General features: G+C 39.4%; 18 protein-coding genes and 1 pseudogene. 3 read left to right on the forward strand and 16 right to left on the reverse strand.

What is annotated here, in order from left to right; genetic code table 11:
• Nucleotides 1-305 precede the first annotated feature (305 nt).
• Nucleotides 306-983 (forward strand): FadR/GntR family transcriptional regulator, encoded by a 678-nt coding sequence (locus IOC57_RS02710; RefSeq protein ID WP_207437301.1) that lies wholly within the window; start codon nucleotides 306-308, stop codon nucleotides 981-983.
• 58 nt (nucleotides 984-1,041) lie between these two features.
• Nucleotides 1,042-2,226 carry a CynX/NimT family MFS transporter gene (locus IOC57_RS02715; protein WP_286184491.1) on the forward strand — a complete coding sequence of 395 codons (1,185 nt, stop codon included), beginning with the start codon at nucleotides 1,042-1,044 and terminating at the stop codon, nucleotides 2,224-2,226.
• Between the two features lie 215 nt (nucleotides 2,227-2,441).
• On the opposite strand, the gene IOC57_RS02720 is transcribed toward IOC57_RS02715, so the two are convergent.
• The 8 genes and pseudogenes from IOC57_RS02720 to IOC57_RS02755 all read right to left on the reverse strand — a co-directional run bounded on the left by IOC57_RS02720 (nucleotide 2,442) and on the right by IOC57_RS02755 (nucleotide 12,708).
• On the reverse strand, nucleotides 2,442-3,851 hold the full coding sequence (locus IOC57_RS02720; protein WP_207437303.1) for a sodium:solute symporter family protein: 1,410 nt from the start codon (nucleotides 3,849-3,851) through the stop codon (nucleotides 2,442-2,444).
• 57 nt (nucleotides 3,852-3,908) lie between these two features.
• Nucleotides 3,909-5,558, reverse strand: coding sequence for an N-acyl-D-amino-acid deacylase family protein (locus tag IOC57_RS02725; RefSeq protein ID WP_207437304.1), 1,650 nt, complete (start codon nucleotides 5,556-5,558; stop codon nucleotides 3,909-3,911).
• Nucleotides 5,551-6,786, reverse strand: a complete 1,236-nt coding sequence (locus IOC57_RS02730; RefSeq protein ID WP_286184473.1) for a YgeY family selenium metabolism-linked hydrolase — start codon at nucleotides 6,784-6,786, stop codon at nucleotides 5,551-5,553. Before IOC57_RS02730 ends, IOC57_RS02725 begins: the two co-directional genes overlap by 8 nt.
• Before the next feature lie 24 nt (nucleotides 6,787-6,810).
• A complete protein-coding gene (gene dpaL / locus IOC57_RS02735) occupies nucleotides 6,811-8,037 on the reverse strand; it encodes a diaminopropionate ammonia-lyase (RefSeq protein ID WP_207437306.1) in 1,227 nt (408 codons plus the stop codon).
• Nucleotides 8,038-8,048: 11 nt separating this feature from the next.
• A pseudogene (locus tag IOC57_RS02740) lies at nucleotides 8,049-8,354 on the reverse strand (Rid family detoxifying hydrolase).
• Between the two features lie 254 nt (nucleotides 8,355-8,608).
• The gene (locus IOC57_RS02745) at nucleotides 8,609-10,366 is read right to left on the reverse strand and encodes a sigma 54-interacting transcriptional regulator (RefSeq protein ID WP_207437307.1); all 1,758 of its coding nucleotides are present in this window, start codon (nucleotides 10,364-10,366) and stop codon (nucleotides 8,609-8,611) included.
• 481 nt (nucleotides 10,367-10,847) lie between these two features.
• Nucleotides 10,848-12,017 carry a sporulation protein YhbH gene (yhbH, locus tag IOC57_RS02750; protein WP_207437308.1) on the reverse strand — a complete coding sequence of 390 codons (1,170 nt, stop codon included), beginning with the start codon at nucleotides 12,015-12,017 and terminating at the stop codon, nucleotides 10,848-10,850.
• Nucleotides 12,018-12,528: 511 nt separating this feature from the next.
• The gene (locus IOC57_RS02755) at nucleotides 12,529-12,708 is read right to left on the reverse strand and encodes a hypothetical protein (RefSeq protein ID WP_207437309.1); all 180 of its coding nucleotides are present in this window, start codon (nucleotides 12,706-12,708) and stop codon (nucleotides 12,529-12,531) included.
• A gap of 118 nt (nucleotides 12,709-12,826) precedes the next feature.
• On the opposite strand from IOC57_RS02755, the gene IOC57_RS02760 reads away from it, so the two are divergent.
• Nucleotides 12,827-13,036 (forward strand): hypothetical protein, encoded by a 210-nt coding sequence (locus IOC57_RS02760; RefSeq protein WP_286184474.1) that lies wholly within the window; start codon nucleotides 12,827-12,829, stop codon nucleotides 13,034-13,036.
• A 200-nt stretch (nucleotides 13,037-13,236) separates the two neighbouring features.
• Here the strand turns inward: IOC57_RS02760 and IOC57_RS02765 are convergent, their stop codons facing one another.
• The 8 genes from IOC57_RS02765 to IOC57_RS02800 form a co-directional block, all read right to left on the reverse strand.
• Nucleotides 13,237-15,132, reverse strand: coding sequence for a PrkA family serine protein kinase (locus IOC57_RS02765; RefSeq protein ID WP_207437311.1), 1,896 nt, complete (start codon nucleotides 15,130-15,132; stop codon nucleotides 13,237-13,239).
• Between the two features lie 847 nt (nucleotides 15,133-15,979).
• Nucleotides 15,980-16,987 (reverse strand): FecCD family ABC transporter permease, encoded by a 1,008-nt coding sequence (locus IOC57_RS02770; protein ID WP_207437312.1) that lies wholly within the window; start codon nucleotides 16,985-16,987, stop codon nucleotides 15,980-15,982.
• On the reverse strand, nucleotides 16,984-17,994 hold the full coding sequence (locus IOC57_RS02775) for a FecCD family ABC transporter permease (RefSeq protein WP_207437313.1): 1,011 nt from the start codon (nucleotides 17,992-17,994) through the stop codon (nucleotides 16,984-16,986). Before IOC57_RS02775 ends, IOC57_RS02770 begins: the two co-directional genes overlap by 4 nt.
• A 63-nt stretch (nucleotides 17,995-18,057) precedes the next feature.
• A complete protein-coding gene (locus tag IOC57_RS02780) occupies nucleotides 18,058-18,978 on the reverse strand; it encodes an iron-hydroxamate ABC transporter substrate-binding protein (protein ID WP_207437314.1) in 921 nt (306 codons plus the stop codon).
• Nucleotides 18,929-19,777 (reverse strand): ABC transporter ATP-binding protein, encoded by an 849-nt coding sequence (locus IOC57_RS02785; protein ID WP_207437315.1) that lies wholly within the window; start codon nucleotides 19,775-19,777, stop codon nucleotides 18,929-18,931. Before IOC57_RS02785 ends, IOC57_RS02780 begins: the two co-directional genes overlap by 50 nt.
• A 303-nt stretch (nucleotides 19,778-20,080) precedes the next feature.
• Nucleotides 20,081-20,830: an oxygen-insensitive NADPH nitroreductase gene (gene nfsA, locus IOC57_RS02790; RefSeq protein WP_207437316.1), complete on the reverse strand. Its 750-nt coding sequence runs from the start codon at nucleotides 20,828-20,830 to the stop codon at nucleotides 20,081-20,083.
• Between the two features lie 81 nt (nucleotides 20,831-20,911).
• Nucleotides 20,912-21,400, reverse strand: coding sequence for a tRNA (uridine(34)/cytosine(34)/5-carboxymethylaminomethyluridine(34)-2'-O)-methyltransferase TrmL (gene trmL, locus IOC57_RS02795; RefSeq protein WP_098370923.1), 489 nt, complete (start codon nucleotides 21,398-21,400; stop codon nucleotides 20,912-20,914).
• Between the two features lie 67 nt (nucleotides 21,401-21,467).
• On the reverse strand, nucleotides 21,468-22,325 hold the full coding sequence (locus IOC57_RS02800; RefSeq protein WP_207437317.1) for an amidase domain-containing protein: 858 nt from the start codon (nucleotides 22,323-22,325) through the stop codon (nucleotides 21,468-21,470).
• Nucleotides 22,326-22,416: the final 91 nt, after the last annotated feature.

Genomic DNA, 22,416 nt, shown 5'->3' on the forward strand with positions numbered 1-22,416 from the left:
TCTGTACAATTGAGAAAGTTCTTTTGCGAGAATCCGGACTGTATTATTCGAGTATTTTCATTTACCGGCATACGGAATTTAGCCAGTAATGGGGGACAAGAGGAAAAACACCCCATGTATCGTATAAGTTATGAACATTAAATTTTCTTATAGGAAATTGTGTCGATTATACAGCCAAGGTGAGAATTGGATGGGGAAGGAAGTTTTGAATACCGTACTTTAACCATATTCTTGTTTATATTTTCAACATACATATGTTAAAATAACCAATGAACCAATCATCCTACAAATTCGAGGTGTTTATATTGACCATATCTAAAACAAATCGTTTATCACTTGTAGAACAAGTTGTTTTCCAAATTGAATCGTTAATCGAATCTGGCGAATGGAAGATTGGAAATCAGATTCCTCCTGAAATGGATTTGATAAAACAGTTCGATGTGAGTAGAAATACATTAAGGGAAGCTGTACGATCACTTGTTTATGCAGGTCTTTTAGTAACAAAACAAGGAAAGGGAACGTTCGTCAAGTCATCTAGTGCCCTAGGGGTTGCATTTCAAAGAAGGATCCAGCAGTCAGGTATATTAGAGACGTTAGAGGTTCGTCATGCACTTGAAAGAGAAGGAGCACAATTAGCTGCATTAAGACGTGGCCAAGAAGATATAGAACAGATGAGAATTCATATAGAAGCATGTCGTAAGGCTGCTGAAGCAAAGGATAGTAAGGCTTACGAAGAAGCTGATATTCAGTTACATAAATCAATTATGGGTTCATCACATAATGATTTATTGATTGATTTGTACGAACATATGGAAGATTCTTTGCATGCTTCCATCCATCAGATAGCTGAGATGAGTTCAGATGCGAACTTTCATTTGAACATTCATTGTAACCTTGTAGATGCCATCATCGAACAAGATGTAAATCGGGCAATTGATACAGTGAATGAATATATTGCACAATTCAAAAAATCTTTAGTCTAAGTACGGAGGACAAATCATGGGCATTCATCAAGCGGCAAATCAACTAGAACAAACAAAAATGGATATTAAACCCAGAGTTGGATTACTCATCATCGGGATTATTCTTCTTGGAGCAAATCTGAGGGCTCCCTTAACATCGGTTGGCCCCCTTGTCACTTCGATCCGTGATAACTTGGGGATATCCAATACATTATCAGGTTCATTAACGACATTGCCTTTGCTTGCTTTTGCACTCTTATCTCCATTTGCACCTAAGTTAGCTCGACGTTTTGGAATGGAGCTTACCCTATTCATTTCCTTAATCTTATTAACGGTCGGGATTGGGATACGATCAATTGGCGGAGTGACGACATTGTTTTTAGGAACCATTTTAATTGGGCTAGCCATCGCTATTGGCAATGTATTGTTACCCAGTCTCATTAAGCATAACTTTGCACGGAATATCGGTTTGATGACAGGGATTTATGCAGTTTCCATGAATTTATGTGGTGCAATAGGATCCGGTATCAGTATTCCCATTTCCTCTTTATCAGGGTTAGGATGGGCTGGCGCCCTTGGATGCTGGGGGATCTTATCACTTATTACCGTTTTCTTCTGGATGCCACAATTAAAAAAGCCATTCAAGTCCAATAAGAATGAACAAACCGCTCAAAAGGTAAAAAACATTAACTTATGGCGTTCGGGTCTAGCATGGCAGATCACTTTATTCATGGGACTGCAATCGTTTATCTTTTATACAGTAATTACCTGGATGCCAGAAATTCTCGAGCAAAAAGGACTAACTGCTGATGAAGCTGGCTGGATGCTATCCATCATGCAGCTTGCCGTCATTCCTATAACATTCATTGTGCCAATTTTAGCTGGACGCATACAAAGTCAGCGTTTGTTAGTAGTCCCTCCTGTTATTTTTCTTATTGTAGGGATATTCGGTATTTTGTACGGAAGCACACTGCTTATCCCGGCATGCATGATTTTGATTGGGATTGGAGTCGGAACTATATTTAGTTTATCCATGATGTTCTTTAGTCTTCGTACACAAAGTACCCATGAGGCGACGGAACTATCCGGAATGGCTCAATCATTTGGTTATCTTTTAGCTGCTGTTGGACCAGTATTATTTGGAGGGCTACATGACATTACACATAGTTGGACGATTCCCTTATTCATGTTAATCCTAATATCCGCTCTAATTTTCATTGTTGGAATGCGTGCAGGAAAAAATGAATATGTAACAACTCATTAATCACTTTATTAAATAGTTTTTCTGATATGTGCATAAATATCGTGCTTTTTTATGGTTTTAAGCACGAGCTTTCTGTTAGAACAGCCTTATCTCTATTTTATATAGGGGTAAGGCTGTTTTATTTTTTAATAACGGATTGACTGCTTTTTTACTTCTTCTTGTTCTTTACATACATTATTCGGTGATTTCTATATTAATCGATTTTGAAATTATTATTAAGCAGATATATTATTATCATTAGAATCAAATGCGGAAGGTGCTGCAGAAACTCCTCTTTTTCTTTCAATCCAGTTGACTATTAAAAATGTAAGAAGACTTACTGAACTTCCAGCGACAACTGCCATAATACCAAATGGTTCTTTTGCCAGTTGCCATGCAACCCCAACGATTGTTCCTGTTATTATGGAGTAAAAACCAGCATTAGGAGTTACCTTTTCCCACATCAATCCAAGGAGATATGCGGCGAATGGTCCTGTGGAGCGAATTGTAAAAGCAAACACGAGTAAAGGAATAATTTGTTGACTGAATAATGATATTCCTATAGCTAGGAGGCCTGATAAAACTACTAGATTTTTACTTAACTTCAACTCATTTTGCACTGATTTTTTAAAGATTGGTCCATGGATATCTTTTACATATACACTAGCTACAGCAAGCAAATTACCTGAGGCACTAGACAATGTAGCGGAAATTACTCCTGAGAGGAGCAGTCCTGCAATTAGAGGCGGCAATAGTTCAACAGAAACTGTAGCTAATGCATTGTTTGCATCAATATTAGGGAAAGCTGATAATGCGATTAATCCTAGTAAGGCTGGGATAAAGGCATATACAGACATGAGGATTCCACATAAGAGAGAACCTATAACGGCTGTTTTTTCATTTCGTGCAGAGTAGTATCTTTGGACAGCTTCTTGACCTGTAGAGAAGGTCATGAAATACAACACAATCAGTCCTAATATGGTTTTCCAACCGATTTTGGTAAACCCTAACTGTTCGGGCGGAATATTAGAAATCACAGTATCAAAGCCCCCTGCATTCGATAATGCAAATGGAACAGCGATCGCAAATCCAAAAACAATGATGAAAAATTGAACAAAGTCTGTAAGAGTAACACTCCACATCCCACCAAGATACGTATAAAAAACTACACCAATTCCCGATATTAATATTGCCCAAGTTAAGTTAAACCCTGTTAAAACATGGACAATTGTTGCCGTTGCAGTAATTTGAACCGCCGCTAAGGCTACCGAGGCAATCACAGATAATATACTGGAAAACGCATAACTACTTTTCCCATACCTTCTTCCAATGATTTCTGGTACAGTTGTTGCCATAGTTTTGCGCATGAGAGGTGCAATAAATGATACTAGTAAAATTCCAATTCCTGCTGAAACAACATACCAACCAGCTGAAAGTCCCCATTCACCATAAGCTTTAGAAGCTACACCGATTGAACTTCCTCCCCCAATCTCAGTGGCTGCAAGCGTGCCGGCAAGCATAATCGGACCTAACCTTCTACCTGCAAGATGGTAATCGTCGCTATCTTTAATTTTTGTTTTCGCATATAACCCAATACCAATCATGGCTGCCATGTATACGATAATAATTGTCCAAATAATTCCCATCAAATATCCCCCCATCTCATATACAGATTAAGCAACTTTTTAGCCATGCTCAATGAGTCATTTAATAAATAAGCTTTTATCTTGATTCCCCTCAATTATTTCTATTTCAATATTCCGATAACTTCTTCTGAAAACTTTTCCGGCCGGCTTCTGATAGGCACGCTGACCCTGGATAATAATTTGGCCATTAACGATAACTGTATCAATACCTATGTTGTATTGCCTAGAATTTTCGTAGGTCGCCTGATCGACTATTTGATTTGGATCAAATATGACAATATCCGCTGCCATCCCTTCTCTGATAATTCCTCTGTCCTGCAGACCGATGATTCTCGCTGGTTGCGAGGTCATTCTTCGAATCATATTCTCTAAAGATAAAATTTTCTCATCTCTTACATATTTCCCAAGGATTCTAGGAAAAGAACCATATGCTCTTGGGTGTGGCTCTCCCCCGAGTAAACCGTCGCTTCCAATAGTACCGGCCGGATGTGCTAGAACCATTTTCACTGAATCTTCATTCATTACAAAATCTATCATCCCAACCGCGTTTCTTTCATATAAGATTAAATCTAAAGCAACACCCGCATAGTCTTTACGGCCTTCTATATCTGCGATCTCTACAATTGTCTTTCCAACATAGTTTTGCTTCTCATTTGATACAACGGAGGTAATGACAATCCCGTCCCATCCTGCCCACTTTGACATACTATCCCAACCCTTGAATGCCGTAGCCATTTCCTGAATCATAACTTTGCGCATACCCGGATCTTTAAGTCTTTTTAGCATCTCCTCAGTTCCCCCATTATGAGCCCAAGGAGGTAGGATCGCGCTTAACATTGTACTTCCAGCAGTATATGGATACTGATCAAACGTTACTTCCAGGCCATCTTCGCGAGCATTGTCAATTTTCTTTAACACTTGTGGTGTCTTATCCCAATTATCCTTCCCACAATTCTTTAAATGTGAAAAATGCAGATGTGCTCCACATCTCTTCATCATATCAATTAATTCTTGCATAGATTCTAAGATTTCATCGCCTTCACTGCGTTGATGGATTACTAAGGGAACTCCATATTCTGCGATCACTTCACATAAGGCCTCTAGTTCTTTCATTTCTGCAAAACAGCAAGGTGGATATATCAATCCAGTTGATAAACCAACAGCTCCTTCATCTAATGAACGACGGAGTACTACCTGCATCTTTCTTATTTCTTCATCTGTTGCTGGTCGGTTATCAAGGCCCATAACTTCCATTCGAATATTGCCATGTGGAGCAAGAACAGCTAAATTATAACTGGGTTTATTAGCTTCAATTTTCTTTAGATACTCTTCGATTGTTGTCCAATCCCAATCAATCGGAGGTGTACCATCTAATCCTGCTAAATTTTTTCTCCATGGTGACACATACTTTTTGGGTAAAGGAGCTGCCGCAATTCCATCCTGTCCAAGGAGATCTGTCGTAATCCCCTGTCGAACTTTTGCTTCAATCAAAGGTTCGTCAAGAATAACTAAATCGGAATGAGTATGCATATCTATAAATCCAGGACTTACAACTTGATGTTTTGCATCAATATCTTCTTTCGATCGGCAATTCATCAATTTCCCTATCTTTATAATTTCCCCTTTGTTTATAGCTATATCTCCGTAATACCATGGTGACCCTGTACCATCAATGATTTTCCCATTTCGAATAATAAGATCATACATATTTTACATTCTCCTTTTCTATAGATTTTACTGATGTTAGTGCCTTTATTATGGCTGTGTATCCTGCTGTAGCTTTGACCAATTGATCTATCTCTATATATTCGTCATCAATATGAGCTAGAGATTCTAGTGAGGGTCCGAAGCCAATAGTCGGAATATTTGCTTCCCCAGCAAAATGACTTCCATTTGTGCAAAAGGAATAATGTGATAATTCTATTGGTAGTCCAATGGAAACCAGTTCTTTATAAGTCCTTTGTACAAAATCTACGTCATCATCGAATAACCAGCCTGGGAAAAACCGTTCATCACTTATTAAGGATCCCGTATAACAGCTTTCCTCTCCTTTTGCATATTTTACTGTTGCTTTAAATGCCTGATCTTCTGAACTGAGCTTATCAATTAATTTAACAATAGGATTCAAAACAGATTCTTTTGTTTCCCCAACTAATAAACGGCGGTCAAATGTTGCCGTACATATCGATGGAACCACTGACGCTCCTGGATATGGGGATGATTTAATGTCTGTTAATTCAAGAATTCCTTGTCCCATGACTTTATGCTCCATGACTGGCAATTGGCGAATGGCTGAAATAAGTTTCATCATTTGATATACAGCATTTATCCCCTTCTCTGGATTAGAGGAATGAGCAGGTTTTCCAACCGTTTCAATGACTATTTCTGCTCGGCCTCTCTGTCCACGGTTAAGTTTTAAATTTGTAGCCTCCCCTATCACAACATAATCTGGGTTCATTAATTCATTAACACGTCTTGTTGCTACACCTTCAAAACACTCTTCGTGAACACTACAGGAAACTACTACTTTTCCGGGAAAGGATTTTCTAGTATCTTCAGCAAAATGTAAACTAGAGGAAATCATGGCGCTGACTGCACCCTTCATATCTGATGTTCCTCTCCCGAATATTTTCCCGTCTTTTATTCGTCCTGAAAAAGGATCATGTGTCCACTGACCATGATGCACGGGTACTGTATCAATATGGCCATCCAACAATACAGTTGGACCTGGTTGATTCCCTACCATGACAAGCATGACGTTCCCTAACTCATCTACAATTACATTATCAAAGCCGTTTTGTTTTGCGTATGATTGAATTTGGTTCGCAATTACGCCTTCCTGACCAGAATAACTTTCTATTCTTACTAATGACTGGCAAAGGTCGATTACATTTCGTTTCCTTTTTTCAGATAACATACATATCTCCTCCTTCATATTTACACTTGGCTTTTCAAAAAATCAATTTGGATAATAACCTTCCCATACTACTTTTTGATAATGCGAAGGATCCGTATCACCTTCAGTGCTTATAAGCAGAACCCGAGAATTAGAGTCTAATAATATGTCTTGGCATATTTGAGGATCATTCGTCATTCTCCGCAAATAATATAACAAACCAAGTGTTACTGCTCCTGATTCCCCCGAGACCACTCGTGGGTCACTCTTTAATGGATTACCGTATACTCGCATTCCAAGTGCAGTAATATTATCGTTGCATGAAAACGAACCCTTGGCGTATTGGCGAAGTAAACGAAAAGCTCTTATATTAGGCTCCCCGCAAGCCAAGCCTGCCATAATTGTGTTCATTTCTCCAGTCACGATTTCTCTATTCCCGCCTTTACTTGCAAAAGATTGATAATAACAATCTGCTTTATCTGGCTCGACCACAATGATGATTGGCTGATTATGTTTATAATTCTGTCTCATGTAGGCAGCTATAGCCCCCGCAAAAGAACCTACACCAGCTTGAAGAAAGATATGTGTCGGTTGTTGCCCACCCTCCGCTTTTAATTGTTCTATCACTTCCTTCGCCATGGATGCATACCCTTGCATAATCCACAGCGGAATATGTTCATATCCCTCCCAGGCAGTATCTTGAATCATGATCCATCCATTATCATTTGCTAAGTCTGCACACATCCTAACAGAATCATCGTAATTTAATTCTGTAATATCTGCCACAGCCCCCTCTTTGCGAATCGCATCCAGTCTGTGTAATGATGATCCTTTTGGCATATATATAACAGATTTATGGCCAAGTTCCCTTGCTGCCCATGCAACCCCACGGCCGTGATTTCCATCCGTTGCTGAAATAAATGTCAATTCACCAAGCTTTTCTCTATATGTTGACGATTGTAATGCCTTAAAAGAAAGGTTTTCAATATTTTCTTCTAGACGATAAGCCAAGTACTTAGCAACTGCGTAAATCCCCCCCATCACTTTAAAAGCATTGAGGCCAAATCTATATGACTCATCTTTTACTCTTATATCTGCAACATTCAAATGTTCGGCTAAATTTTTCAAATGGTATAAAGGAGTTTCCGAGTATGAGCTATGGGTTTTTTGAAACTCATGAACTGTTTCTATTTCTTTTTCTTGAAAAAATGATAATTCCTCATCGTTTAATTCAGTTGAATAGTAATTATTATTGATCCACTTTATATCGGTTTGTACTGTTTTTTGCATGAATACCCCTCCTAATTTAATGTGGCGATTACTTCTATTTCAACTAATGCTCCTTTCGGAATAGCTGAAACCTCTACACAACTCCTTACAGGTTTATGTAGAGAAAAATATGAACCTTATACTTCATTGACGCTTTGAAATGATTCGATTGAATCCAGAAAAATTGTTGTTTTTATAATATCTTCCAATGTAAGATTCAACTCCGATAACAAACCAGCAATGTTTTTGATTATTTGTTCTGTTTGCTCAGCTGCTGTATTTCCTACAATATTTCCATTTTCAATATCCAATGGCAACATGCCTGATAAATAGACTATAACTGCTTGTTAATATGGACCAACGGCTGTTGGTCCATATTTTGTGTTAACTTGCTGAATCATAAATTTATCCTCCTTTAGTGTGTTCAATAATATTAAAAAGCAAAATTCATGCCAATTTGGTAAAGCCTTAAGAATTAGAGAATTAAACAAAAACGACAACCATGCGCGTCTCATTTTGATACGCGCATGGTTGTCGTTTTATCTAAAGATTCAGTTTTTTATATAAATAAGGAAGAAGTATCAATTTGAGATTAAGTATCAATTTGATACTTCTTAATTTTCCGAAATAATGTGGCTCTTCCGATTCCTAATAAATCACTGGCATCCTCAATATTAAGATTATGATAATGTACAAAATTAATAGCCTTTTTAATCATTTCCTTTTCCATCTCAACAAGGGAAAAGGATGATGTAGCTCTAGGAATACTCTGCTTATTAATGGATAATTTACGATGAATTAAAGCCTCAGCTTCTTCCATTGTAATCCACCCATTTGTTATGAAATTAAATAAGTACTCAATAAAGTTTTTTAATTCCCGGACATTTCCCTTCCATGGATAATTTATCATTAGTTCCTTGACCCCTATCTCCATCCCCAATACATTCGCTTGAAAAAGTTCATTGAATTTAGTAATAAAGTGATCACTGAGAGCAAGAATATCTTCTTTCCGGCTTCGCAGAGGAGGAATGGTGATTGGAATAACGTTTAATCTAAAGTATAAATCTTCTCTAAAATCACCCATACTCACCATTTCTTGCAAGTCTTTATTCGTTGCTGCAATAATCCGGACGTCAACCGGGATAGGGTGCGTTCCACCAAGATGTTCTATTTCTCTTTCTTGCAAAACACGCAGTAATTTAACTTGAAGAAGCTGCGGCATTTCCCCGATTTCATCCAGAAAAATAGAACCTTTATTTGCCAACTCAAACTTTCCTAATTTCCCTTTGTTATTAGCACCCGTAAATGCCCCTTTTTCATACCCGAATAACTCACTCTCTAATAAATTCTCCGGAATAGCGCCACAATTAACCGTTATAAATGGTTCCTCTTTCCGCATACTTGCTTTATGTATTGCTTTAGCAAATTCCTCTTTACCCGTCCCGCTTTCTCCTTGAATTAAAACTGTAGAATTAGATTGTGAAACTTTAAATGCATATTCTTTAACCTCTAATATCGAAGGGCTTACACCAATTATTTGATCAAACGGTTTCTTTTGTTCCTCTGTAGCCTTTTCTGCAAGATTACGAATTTCATTAACGTCTTGAATACTTATTAGATATTCTGAATATGGTTCAACTCCAGCGAGTTTTTGTTTGATAATAAACAAAGTTTTCTTTTGTTTCCTTATGGTGAGAGAAATAGTTTGGCTAAATTCTCCCGATTTCTGAACTATACCTCTTAATAACTTTTCCACTTGCATTGGAAGAGAAGATCCATCATCCATACCTAATAACATTTTTGCTTTTAAATTTATTTCTTGATGCCATCCCCTTTCATTTATTACAATAATTCCTTGATTAAAGAGATTCATGATTTTATCCATCTTTTCTGAACTTCTTGTAAGTTGTCGAATCATATCATGCTCATGTAATTTACTCGATAAAAGATCAGCCATTTTTTTCAGAAAGGTTAAGATACCTTCAGTATTTTCAAACAAGCGCCTTCGCTGCTCCTGGTCAAAAGCCAATAATCCTATTACACCTAAAGCTTGGTCTTTATAGGTAATAGGTGCACAAATTTCTCCTGTTTCCGAACAATTCCCGTAAAACCTGCATCTTTCACAAACCTGCTCATACCCTGGGTTTTCGATAATTACTGGCTGTCCTGTACGTATGGCAGATTGATAAACTAAATCGCCTTCCATCTTATGGAGAATACTTGTTTTTTGCTCTCCAGTACCTGCAACTCTTATAAAGTGATGGTTTGCAATCTCCACTTCAATCTTCAAGACAGCCGCAATTGCATCCGCTATCCGCTGAACAACAGGCTGAATATCCATTAGATCCATTTAAACACCTCGATTCAACAGAAATACATTTTTCTATTCTTTGACTCAAAATTCAATTTTCACAACTTTATAAAGAAATTGGGTCGAATCATAGTTTAAAAAGAATGAATCTACAGTTGTGTTAGCTTATGCATGATAAAAACCTCTTTTACAGCGCCAAATGCTTTTTAAAAGCAATTTGTCTATAATATAATCAAGTACTTCATCCTTTCTACAGGTGTTTTCTTTAATCCTATATGTTGCGTTACAAATATACAGTCAATTCTCCTGCTTTCCATCGATTATACACTTCTTTAAACTCTTTGTAGCTTCCGATTTCAAATGTCTTTCTACTTTTCTTCAGCTAATAATAAAACCATGCAAAATAAAAAGACATGTGAATCACCAAGTGATTCGCATGTCTTTTAGACTTCTATTATAGGTTTATCTTTAATTGGGTACAGAATAGAGAATCCTTCAGCACCAGCTTATTTTCCTTATGTCACGCAAATTTCTTTGTTTCTTCGTCTTTAAAAAAGCTCTTCATCGCGTGGAAAACGTCAGCTTTTTGCTTTAGAATATAATACCGGAATTTTTCATTGTCGATATTCTTATAAGCTGTCATCAATGTCGAATGGCGATTGTATTGATTGACTTCCCCATAGCCAAACATATTGGAAACCTTCATGAGTTCTTCCACAAGCTTTACGCATCGAACGTTATCAGAAGTGAGATTGTCTCCATCGGAAAAGTGAAACGGATAGATATTAAACTTCGCGGGGTCATATTTATGATCAATAAGTTCTAATGCCTTTCTGTATACGGACGAACAAATCGTACCTCCGCTTTCCCCTTTCGAAAAGAAATCTTCTTCCGGTACAACTTTCGCCTCGGTATGATGGGCAATGAACTCGATTTCCACCGTTTCATATTTTGTCCGCAAGAAACGGTTCATCCAAAAGAAGAAGCTTCGAGCCATATATTTTTCCCACAGCCCCATACTCCCAGAAGTATCCATCATTGCCAGTACAACTGCTTTTGAATCAGGTTTCTGAATCTCATTCCAGGTTTTGAATTTAAAGTCTTCCTTATAAATAGGATGAAAACCTGGTTCCCCGCTTAAGGCGTTCCGTTTGAAAGCCGATATCATCGTTTTCTTTTTATCGATATTTCCCATTAGTCCTGTCTTCCGGATATCGTTGAATTCGATGTGTTCAAGCGTGTGCTCCGCATGTTCCTTCTTCTGAAGATTAGGGAGTTCCAATTGGCTGAACAAGGCTTCCTCCAATTCCATCATCGACACTTCTGCTTCATAATAATCCTCGCCGGCCTTGTCACCTGCACCTTGGCCCTTACCGGCTCCAGCATCGGACGGTGAGCCATCCCTTGCCACCACATCCCCCACTTTACTGTCCCCATCGCCTTGCCCTACATGTTTGTTTTTATCATAGTTATAACGAATTTTGTATTCATCCAAGGAGCGAATGGGAATCTTGATTACATCCCGGCCATTGGACATTACGATGCTTTCTTCTGAAATTAGATCAGGTAAATTATTCTTGATCGCTTCCTGCACCTTTTCCTGATGACGTTGTTGATCATCATAGCCTTTCCGATGGAGGGACCAATTTTCCTGTGAGATAACATATTGTTGATTACTCTCTTCCGACATTCTCTTCCCCCCTTAAAAATGTTTGCACGCTTTTCATCATTCCTTCATATTATAAATTAGTATGGGAATGCCCACATCATTCCGGTTTTCCAATAAAAAATACAGTGCGAAAAAACGGATTAAAAGAAAAGTATTACTCTATCTTATGCAGCGATGCAGGATAATTTACAAAAAAATTCAATAATGGATGTTTGCCTACGAACTAGACAAGTCCTAACATCGGCATTAGAGGCCCTTTAAACTTTTTTTCTAAATGTTACTGCAAAATAAGCATTCCAAACGAACAGACCTATGATCATCAGGTCTGTTCATTTTTTATACAGGTTTCATTTGTCGGATTACAAGAATAATTTAATATATCTTTTTGAACTTGCAAGAAGTAATGGATCTGCAAACCAGAGACTTCCAATGACATTTGTTAAAAAGCAAGGAAACACAGCAAAAAGGGTGTCCCAGCAGTTTTTCTGGCCCCCCTTTTACACAGATAGAATCATTCTGGTATAGATTTTCGTCAATCTTTGTCTTCCGCGATTTCATGTTGAACTGTACCTGGGCGTTTATCCCCATCTTTCAATTCTTCATTCGTCCTTTGATTTTCCATCTGCTTACCAAGTTCTTTCATCTCTTCATAGTCCTTAGCCATCGAGCTATTTTCCGGAACATGTTCTTTTTTCAATTCCTCTTTACTCATTTGCCATCACCTCTACTTATTGATACCCAATATTTCCAAATCCAAAACGTAACATATCTAATGGAAATATGGGGTATAGATAAGACATTATGAGCAAATGCAAGGAGGTGCAAAAGGTATGCAGACAACTACCCTTTATGTAAAGGAAGCAACGTCAGAAGGACCGATCTTAAATCTGGAGTCCATACTTCTGAAAACGGAAGGTGTGGAACGTGCAATCATCGATGTTGATGATGGGGAAATTAAAATTGATCATAGCGGAGACAAACTATCACCGGATCAACTTATTACACTTATTGAACAGTATGGCTTAAATGTAACTAAATAGAAATCAAAAGCACCGGGCTCCCCCCATCAGAAGGGCCCGGTGCTTTGTTGATTGATTATTCTCATTCCTTGTCAGAGCACCCTTTAACACCTTCAAAAGATAAATGATGTCAATGGGAATTCAGAGGTTGAAGGGAACTGATTGGTTTCCTCTAATTCAAACCCCTGCCCGACATGGGGCAGGGGTTTGAAAAGTAAGGATTACCTATTTAACAAGCTGCCCACATAACGCAGCAAATCATTGGCTGAAGTCGAATTATATCCGTGCTCGTCGATAAGTCTTGTGATGACTTCGTTAACTTTCTTCAGTTGCCTTTCGTCTGGCGTCTTCGTTGAAGTAGTGATTTTAACGACATCCTTCAAATCCGCGAATAGTTTTTTCTGGATCGCTTCCCGTAAACGATCGTGGGAATTATAATCGAATCGCTTACCTTTACGCGCATATGCAGAAATGCGAATCAATATTTCTTCGCGGAATGCTTTTTTTGCATTCTCAGAAATGCCAATTTGCTCTTCTATCGAGCGCATCAATTTTTCATCAGGGTTGATTTCTTCCCCAGTCAGTGGATCGCGCAGCCTTGATTTATTGCAGTATGCTTCGACATTATCCAGATAATTATCCATGAGGATCTTCGCCGACTCTTCATATGAATAAACAAATGCCTTTTGCACTTCATTTTTTGCAATGGCATCGTATTCTTTACGTGCAAGTGAAATGAAATTCAAATACCTTTCCCGAAGTTCGTTCGTAATGGACGGATGCTGATCAAGTCCTGCTTTTAACGACATAAGTACATCCAATGCATTAATGGACGGATTTTCCTTACGAATGATCGTAGAGGAAATTCGGTTAATCACGTAACGCGGATCGATTCCGCTCATCCCTTCGTCTTGATATTCTTTTTTCAATTCATTGATGTCTGCGGAATTAAATCCTTCGACATTTTCCCCATCATAAAGCCTCATCTTTTTCACTAAATCGATATCGCCCTTTTTGGGATCCTTCAGGCGGGTCATGATGCTGAAGATTGCCGCCACCCTTAATGTATGCGGGGCTATATGAACATCAGAGACATCACTTTCACGGATCATTTTTTCATAAATCTTCTCTTCCTCGGTAACCTTCAGATTATAGGGAATAGGCATGACAATGATACGGGAATGCAATGCTTCATTTTTCTTATTGGAAATGAACGCTTTATACTCCGTTTCATTCGTATGAGCCACAATGAGTTCATCTGCACTGATCAATGCAAAACGGCCAGCTTTAAAATTCCCCTCTTGTGTCAATGATAGCAAATGCCATAAGAACTTCTCATCACATTTCAGCATCTCCTGGAACTCCATCATCCCGCGGTTCGCCTTGTTCAGCTCGCCATCAAATCGATAGGCACGCGGATCTGATTCAGATCCGTACTCGGCTATGGTAGAAAAATCGATGCTACCCGTCAAATCAGCAATATCCTGTGACTTAGGGTCAGAAGGACTGAATGTCCCAATTCCAACACGCTTATCCTCCGAAAGGAAAATACGCTCGACCATCACATCTTCAATCCTGCTCCCATACTCCTGTTCTAACCTCATTACATTAAGCGGCGATAGGTTTCCTTCAATCCGGATTCCATATTCTTCAAAAAAATCATTCCGTAAATATTGCGGAATGAGATGCAGTGGATCTTCATGCATCGGGCATCCTTTTATTGCATAAATTGCACCAGTGTCTTTTAACGAATAATTTTCAAGACCACGCTTCAGTAAAGAAACGAGCGTGGACTTCCCTCCTGACACCGGACCCATGAGAAGCAATATCCTCTTACGGACATCGAGACGTTTGGCCGCCGGATGGAAATATTCTTCGATGAGCCTTTCCAGTGAATCTTCAAGACCAAACAACTGACCGCTGAAAAAATTGTATTTCTTTGTCCCATTTACTTCCTCTATCCCTGCATCTCTGATCATGTTGTATACACGTGAATGAGCAGATTGAGCAACTAAAGGCGTTTCTTTCAATATTTCCAAGTACTCTGCGAAGGTGCCTTCCCACTTCAGCTTCTGTTCATCTTCTCTAAATTTTTCGATTTTCTTTAAAATATCCATTAAGGAACCTCCCCCTGTCACTTTCAGAGAATACTTAAATCTATGCTCCAAGTCTGACAAACATGTCAGACTTTAAAAAGTGGATGTGCATTGTTTCGAATCCCCCTTGATTATCCATGTATCGAAACAGGCTTAATCATTGAAGATTTGATGACAAATTTGCTGACAAGAAAATTTGTGTGCACTCCTGCTAAAAATTAGGGTATACTAAGCCTATACTTAAGTGGGACAATATGGGTAAAGGGAGGTCACAACATGGGCACAGTTATTATCGTTGCAGTTGCTATTACATTTTTAGCCGCTATATTCACTGCCGGGTATGACGATAAACCAGGTGTGAAATAAAAAATAACAGCCTTTTCTTAAATTTCAAAAAGGGGGACAGCAAATTAAATTTGTCGTCTCCCTTTTTTGCGTCCTTATCAATTAAATAGAAAAAAACACTTTCGAAGTCATTCAACGAATGTAATAGCTTATGCAGGTTGATATCAACCGGGACATAAAAGCTGCCGAACAGCGGATACGCAGAAGATTAGCCATTCGTTAAATCATTTTGCTTCGATCATTTTAACGGTTTTTCACATCCAAAGTTTGAAAATTAAGTTTTGATTTTTTTGATTTCACCGTCGTTCGCAAAAAGATGAAAGAACTGCAAAATGATTCAACAAAGTACTTACCCTACCCCGGGTAAATACAAATAAGTTTATTCTAGTATTTTATTTCGAAATGAAACGAATGAATCCTGATGAAATAGTTAGATATAGATACTCAATGACTAAAACAAAAAACTAAGGAATCACTCAAAAATAAAATCCCCTAAAAGATTTCAAGGGATTTTAGCAAGTTCTTATTTTTTCAACAATAAATACATGAAATAAGGAGCACCGATCAATGCAACCATGATACCTGCAGGGATCCCCTCGGGTTCAATCATATTACGGCCTATCGTATCGGCAAGCAACAATAGCCATCCACCGATTAAAATGGCAACCGGAATGAATAGTTGATTTCGAGGTCCTACCAAAGATTTTGCTATATGCGGGGCCATGAGCCCAATGAATGCAATTCCGCCTGTAACAGAAACGGCAGCCGCGGCCAGTGCTACAGCCGTGATTAGTAATACGATCCGCTCCTTTTCAATCGATACACCGACCCCAATTGCGACCGGTTCACTTAAACCAAGCAGATTCAAACGATTTGCTTTATATAAAGTGAATGGAATGAGAATGATTAACCATGGAAGAACCGCCCAAATGAAAGGCCAATCCGTTCCCCATATATTTCCCGCCAACCATTTTGCAATGAAATCGACTTTGGCTCGTTCCGCTGATGAAATGAGGACAATCATCAGGCCTGAAAGGGCCATTGAAAAACCAACCCCGATCAACACTAACCGAACAGGTTCAAGGCCGCTCCTTCTCTTAAAAGAGAGAATATATATTAAACAGGCCGTCAATAACGCGCCGATAAAACCGACAAGCGGAACCATATAAACAAATGATCCGGCGTCAAGCGGGAAAAACAGAAAGAAAGTGGCTATGGCAACACCAGCCCCTGAGTTGATCCCGATGATTCCGGGATCGGCTAAATCATTACGGGTGATTCCTTGAAGGATGGCTCCCGACAGTGCAAGGGCCATGCCTGCTAAAATGGTAATGATGATCCGTGGTAAGCGGACGGAAAATAATATGAATTCCTCTTTAAACGTCCCTTGCCCGAGAAGCGTTGGTAAGAGTCTCCCTAAAGAAAGATTCGAATATCCAGAACACGTCCCTATAATGATCGTGATGATAATGAGTGCGGACAATGCACCTACTATCCATCGCTGTTTTTTGACTAAAGCTGACTGGATCATGAAAATGCTTTACCTCCTTTACGCACGATTAGGAGGAAGAAAGGTAAACCTATCATCGCAACAATCGCTACCACAGGTGTTTCATATGGAGAATTGATCGTACGGCCGATCGTATCGGCAAGTAGCATGAAAGTGGCTCCTAAAATCGCAGACATGGGCAGGATGAATCGATAATCCGTACCCACGAAAGCCCGGACCATATGGGGGACCATCAATCCAATGAATACCATATTTCCAACAAGTGCAACGGCAGCGCCTGCCAGGAGAATGATGACTACGAAAAGAACCGCCTTTATTTGTGTTGTCTTCTGACCTAATCCTACCGCGACTTCTTCACTTAGGCTAAGTATGGTGAGCTGTCTGGAAAAGATAAGGGAAATCAGGATGCCTATTAAAATGAATGGGACGATTACACGAAGCTGGTCCCATGATGTTCCGATATTCCCGCCTGCAGTCCACATCGATACATCTTTTGATACTTTGAAATAAAGGCCGACCCCTTGCGAAATAGCAAAAAGGAATGCAGAGACTGCAGCACCAGCCAATACGATCCTTATAGGAGAAAAACCACCCTTCTTCATCGATGCAATGCCAAAAACCATGACTGCCCCCACAGCGGCACCTATAAAACACGCAGTCATAATCCCTAAGTTATTAGCTGCTGGAATAAATGCCAAAGTAATGGCGAGACCTGCATTGGCTCCTGCCGTCAATCCAAGCAACCCCGGATCAGCAAGTGGGTTCCTGGTCATTCCCTGCATGATGGCACCGGAAACGGCAAGTGCTGCACCAACAAACATTGCCCCCACTTCACGAGGAAAACGGATTTCCCGAATGATTGAAAGCTTTTCACCAGCAGCATTCGATGTCAGTGCTTGCCAGACATCTTTTACGGTAACATCCGCCGCACCAAATGCCATTGAAATAATGAACATGCCTATGAATAGAGTGATCCCTATGATTAGTTTATATATAAATGGGATGAAACGTTGATTTTCGTTAGTCATCTGTCTCTCTCATCTCTTTTTTATAGAATAAAAGGAGAGGAATTGGAATCCCTCTCCTTCGAATTATTTTCCAAGAAATTTTTTGGAAAAGAAGTCTAATTGGTATTCTAAAGTTATTGGATCATTGAAGTAGAATTTTTTTGCATCAGCTTCATATAGTTGATTGTTTTTAACGGCAGGTATGTTTTTAAACGTATCTGTTTGTTGGAATGAATTGTCCTGATCTTTGTTATTGCTCAAAATCACATAATCACCGGCATAGTCTTTCAGGACTTCTAATGATAAAGCAAAGTAACCATCTTTCAATGCCGTTTCTTTTACCTTTTCAGGCATGCCCAATTTCATTTCTTGATAAAGGATTTCCGTTCCACGGCCCCAATTATCGCCGTATACATAGAACTGTTTGTCAAACTTTTCGAAAACGGAAACGGTAGCATCTTCTCCAATTTTAGCCTTAATTTCATCACCAGTGGTTTTTGCCCGTTTTTTGAAATCATCCACCCATGCTTGAGCTTCTTTTTCTTTATTCAAAAGTTTACCAATTTCTATATGTTGTGTTAAATAGTCCACTTTTCCGTATGTATACGTTACAGTTGGAGCAATTTCCTTTAATTTATCGACATTTTTTATCGTTGATAAACCAACGATTAAATCCGGATCCAACTCGATGATTTTTTCCAGGTTTTCGTCCGTCACTTCTTCGACATCTTTTAACTCTTTAAAGTTCGGGTTCATTTTAGACCAGGAATCAACCCCTACAAGGTTAACATCCAATGCCATCACGTTACCTGCGAAAGAAGATAGTACTAAAACACGCTGAGGATCTGCCGGAACTTCAACGGGACCATTTTCAGATTGATATGTGATGGTACCTGATTTTTCCTTTTTTGAAGCGGTGCTTTTTTCTTTTTCGGTTGACTCGTTACCACAAGCACTAATAATTAACACTAACAGCAGAATAAACGGGATCATTACCTTTTTCATTTGTTGTCAAATCTCCTTTTAATAAATTGTATGTGCTGCACATTGGTTTGCCCGTTCGTTGATCTCGTCCGATAACCGCATCAATATGGAATACTTTCTTAAGCACTTCATGAGTGATGACTTCTTCACAATCTCCCGCTTTGACTATTTCCCCGTCCTTTAAGGCAATGATATAGTCGGCAAAGCGAGCAGCCTGGTTTAAATCATGAAGAACCATGACGATCGTACGTCCCTGTTCCACATTCAGCCTCTGTAATAATTCCAGAACCTCCAGTTGATGCGCCATATCCAAATAAGTAGTCGGCTCATCAAGGAAGATGATTTCCGTTTCCTGGGCAAGGGCCATGGCAATCCAAACACGCTGGCGCTGACCTCCTGAAAGAGCATCCACCGGACGGAATTTGAAGTCTTTCGTGCCGGTCACTTCAAGTGCCCAATCAATCACATCATAGTCTTTTGGGGTCAGGCGCCCAAAACCTTTTTGATAGGGAAAGCGTCCATATGATACGAGCTCTCCGACTGTCAATCCGCTTGCACTCTCGGGTGTCTGCGGAAGTATGGCCATTTTCCTTGCAAGGACCTTAGTGCTTTCCTTTGAGATATTCACCCCATCTAAAACAACCGTACCTGATTGATTTGGAATGATCCTGGTGATTGCTTTCAAAAGTGTCGATTTCCCACATCCATTTGAACCGATGATCGTTGTGATTTTTTTATCTGGAATTTCCACACTGAGATCTTTTACAATTAAACGTTCACCATAACCAATATTTAAATTCTCTGTATATAGGCGAACCATTTTTTAACCTCCATTTACTGAAAAATAGGCAAGTAAAAACTCAAATGAAAATGATTATCATTATCCATTACTTATTTACTATAATTCTATCTAAATAGATTGTCAATAGTAATTTCATGGGTGAAAAAACAAGAAGAAATTCTGCCAAGATTGAGCCTACCCGTATTTACCAACTGACAAAGGATAACAGTAAAAATCCCGGAAACATTTCCGAGATTTTTACTGCTTGGCTCATAATTCAGGATTTTGAAAAATGTCCCTTATGGGAATGGCAAGACTATTCCTAAAATCCATTTTCATCGTTCAATGTTTCTTAAATCCTTGTTTCTCCACGTAATCCTTCATATATAACCTGCTTTTCTTTCCAAGCATGCCAGCCATTTGCTTGGTCCAGGTGTCTTTTCGTTTACCTTTAGTCCGACGCTCATAATAGCTGGAAATCGTTTCATTATACTCTTCAAGTTGTTCGATGAATTCCTGCTTATCCTCCTGATATCCATTTTCATGATAGATATTGGACAGCGGCAAACGCGGCTTTTTGTCCGAACGATTTTTCGGGTATCCGACCACTAGAGCGAATAACGGTATAACGCGATGCGGTATATTCAAAATCGCTGACACTTCCTGAAGATTATTGCGGATCCCTCCTATATAGCAAATGCCAAGATCCATCGATTCTGCTGCCAATGCTGCATTTTGAGCCGCAAGAGCAGCGTCAATACAGGCAACCATGAATTTCTCGGTACTTTCAATCGATTCAGACAGGTCCGTGTTTTCCAATTCGGAAACCATATCCTGACGATATAAATCCGCGCAAAAGACGAATAGATGTCCATTCTTCTCTACATAAGATTGTGGTCCGGCAAGTTCAGCAAGCTTGCCTTTCTTTTCCGGATCGGTTACCCCTATGATTGAATACGCTTGAATATAACTTGAAGTCGATGCAGCTTGGGCACATTCCACAATCGTATGGATTTGCTCCTCAGACAATGGCTTGTCCTCAAAAGAACGAATGGAACGGTGATCTAAAATCTTCTCAATAATATTATTCATTGCTCCCACCCCTAAAGAATATGTAAAGTATCCATCATCGGGGCTGAAGTATCCCCGATGACAGTATGGCCTGGATGAAACTCAACCTTTTGTTTTCAAATCCAATTCACGGTAATTTTGCTGTCTCAGTGCTTCATAAACCAAGATGGCTGCCGTGTTCGACAGATTAAGGGAACGTACCTTATCCGTCATTGGAATCCGCAGGCACCGATCCATATTTTCTTGGATCAGCTCTTTCGGGAGACCCGTCGTTTCACGGCCAAAAATGAAGTATATCTCACTGTCTTGATCACTGTAATCGAAGCTGGAATGCGGCTGCTCTCCGAATTTCGTTAAATAATAAAATTCACCGCCGGCATTTCTTTCATAAAACTCTTCTAACGAATCATAATAATGAATCTTTACATTTTCCCAGTAATCGAGCCCGGCACGTTTGAGCTGTTTGTCATCCGTTGAGAAACCGAGCGGGCGAATGAGATGTAAAGACGTATCCGTCCCTGCACACGTTCTTGCGATATTTCCTGTATTTGCTGGAATCTGTGGTTGATATAAAACTACATGTATTGACACTTCATTTTCACCTCTAGTTTGAACTTCACCTTAATTATAGCATTAAACAAAAAAGACTAAAAACCAATCACCCTCCATCCAAGATTACAAAAAATTTATAAACGATGTTCGGTGTATACCTAGTTGAATCCTCATAGGTCCAATACCGGTGTCGGCTGTTCATCGTATGTGCATTCACAAGCGGCACCCCATCCTGATCCTTCGCGGTTACAATCAAGTTATGATCAAACCGGCCGTCCCCTTCGAAATCTATGCAGAGGATATCACCCAAATTCAGTTCCTTGGCCGACGCCACCTGCTTTGTCCTGATGGCATTCCCTGCTCTGAGCAGATGATATAAAGAATGGGCCGTCGTCCATGTATAACTCCAGCTTTTCCCTCTTATCCACCAGCCCTTACTTTTGTTTGGCGCCCCCCACATCGGTATTCCTCCTGCATGTAAACATTGTGAAATGTAATTCGTACAATCATCAGTGAATTTATGATAAGCCGGATTGAATTCGTTCCACCAACGCTCGGCATATTGGACGGCCTTCATTCGATCGTACTTATATGCGAGACGCTCTGCGCCTGGATCACATTTTGACGGTACCTCTTCGGTTTCAAAGCTGGGAATCAGCTCACGCTCATCCACTATATACCCATTTCGAAACCGGGCCTCCCTTTCTTCCATTTCTTCTTCTATATAAAAGGAATCCTCCTGTTTCAATAAATATTGCAGGTGCACATGATATGTCAGGACTGTATCACTGTCTTCCTTCCTCTTCGAATGAACCTTGCCTGCCGCATTCACCCGAACAATTTCCGCAGCGCGGTTCCTCATCAATTCCTTTTTCAAATGTAACTTCCTTTCACTCCGTTCCAGATCATCGGAAGTATAAAACTCCACTCTTTCTTGTAAAAGGCGTTGTAATTGTTTCCTCAAGTTCATGCCCTCCTTCTTACCTTCTATGCTAATGTGTATGTGTGAGAGCATGACAAAAACACAACTTCATAAAATGTGGGGGGCAATCGAC

The sequence above is a fragment of the Bacillus sp. SD075 genome, assembly GCF_017355165.1.
GTDB lineage: Bacteria > Bacillota > Bacilli > Bacillales > DSM-1321 > Peribacillus.

What these genes read in the sequence shown, in the direction of transcription:
- IOC57_RS02715 (WP_286184491.1), top strand. Translation starts at nt 1,042, where the DNA reads ATGGATATTAAACCCAGAGTTGGATTACTCATCATCGGGATTATTCTT.
- IOC57_RS02720 (WP_207437303.1), bottom strand. Translation starts at nt 3,851, where the DNA reads ATGGGAATTATTTGGACAATTATTATCGTATACATGGCAGCCATGATT.
- IOC57_RS02725 (WP_207437304.1), bottom strand. Translation starts at nt 5,558, where the DNA reads ATGTATGATCTTATTATTCGAAATGGGAAAATCATTGATGGTACAGGG.
- IOC57_RS02730 (WP_286184473.1), bottom strand. Translation starts at nt 6,786, where the DNA reads ATGAAGGAGGAGATATGTATGTTATCTGAAAAAAGGAAACGAAATGTA.
- dpaL (WP_207437306.1), bottom strand. Translation starts at nt 8,037, where the DNA reads ATGCAAAAAACAGTACAAACCGATATAAAGTGGATCAATAATAATTAC.
- IOC57_RS02745 (WP_207437307.1), bottom strand. Translation starts at nt 10,366, where the DNA reads ATGGATCTAATGGATATTCAGCCTGTTGTTCAGCGGATAGCGGATGCA.
- yhbH (WP_207437308.1), bottom strand. Translation starts at nt 12,017, where the DNA reads ATGTCGGAAGAGAGTAATCAACAATATGTTATCTCACAGGAAAATTGG.
- IOC57_RS02755 (WP_207437309.1), bottom strand. Translation starts at nt 12,708, where the DNA reads ATGAGTAAAGAGGAATTGAAAAAAGAACATGTTCCGGAAAATAGCTCG.
- IOC57_RS02760 (WP_286184474.1), top strand. Translation starts at nt 12,827, where the DNA reads ATGCAGACAACTACCCTTTATGTAAAGGAAGCAACGTCAGAAGGACCG.
- IOC57_RS02765 (WP_207437311.1), bottom strand. Translation starts at nt 15,132, where the DNA reads ATGGATATTTTAAAGAAAATCGAAAAATTTAGAGAAGATGAACAGAAG.
- IOC57_RS02770 (WP_207437312.1), bottom strand. Translation starts at nt 16,987, where the DNA reads ATGATCCAGTCAGCTTTAGTCAAAAAACAGCGATGGATAGTAGGTGCA.
- IOC57_RS02775 (WP_207437313.1), bottom strand. Translation starts at nt 17,994, where the DNA reads ATGACTAACGAAAATCAACGTTTCATCCCATTTATATATAAACTAATC.
- IOC57_RS02780 (WP_207437314.1), bottom strand. Translation starts at nt 18,978, where the DNA reads ATGAAAAAGGTAATGATCCCGTTTATTCTGCTGTTAGTGTTAATTATT.
- IOC57_RS02785 (WP_207437315.1), bottom strand. Translation starts at nt 19,777, where the DNA reads ATGGTTCGCCTATATACAGAGAATTTAAATATTGGTTATGGTGAACGT.
- nfsA (WP_207437316.1), bottom strand. Translation starts at nt 20,830, where the DNA reads ATGAATAATATTATTGAGAAGATTTTAGATCACCGTTCCATTCGTTCT.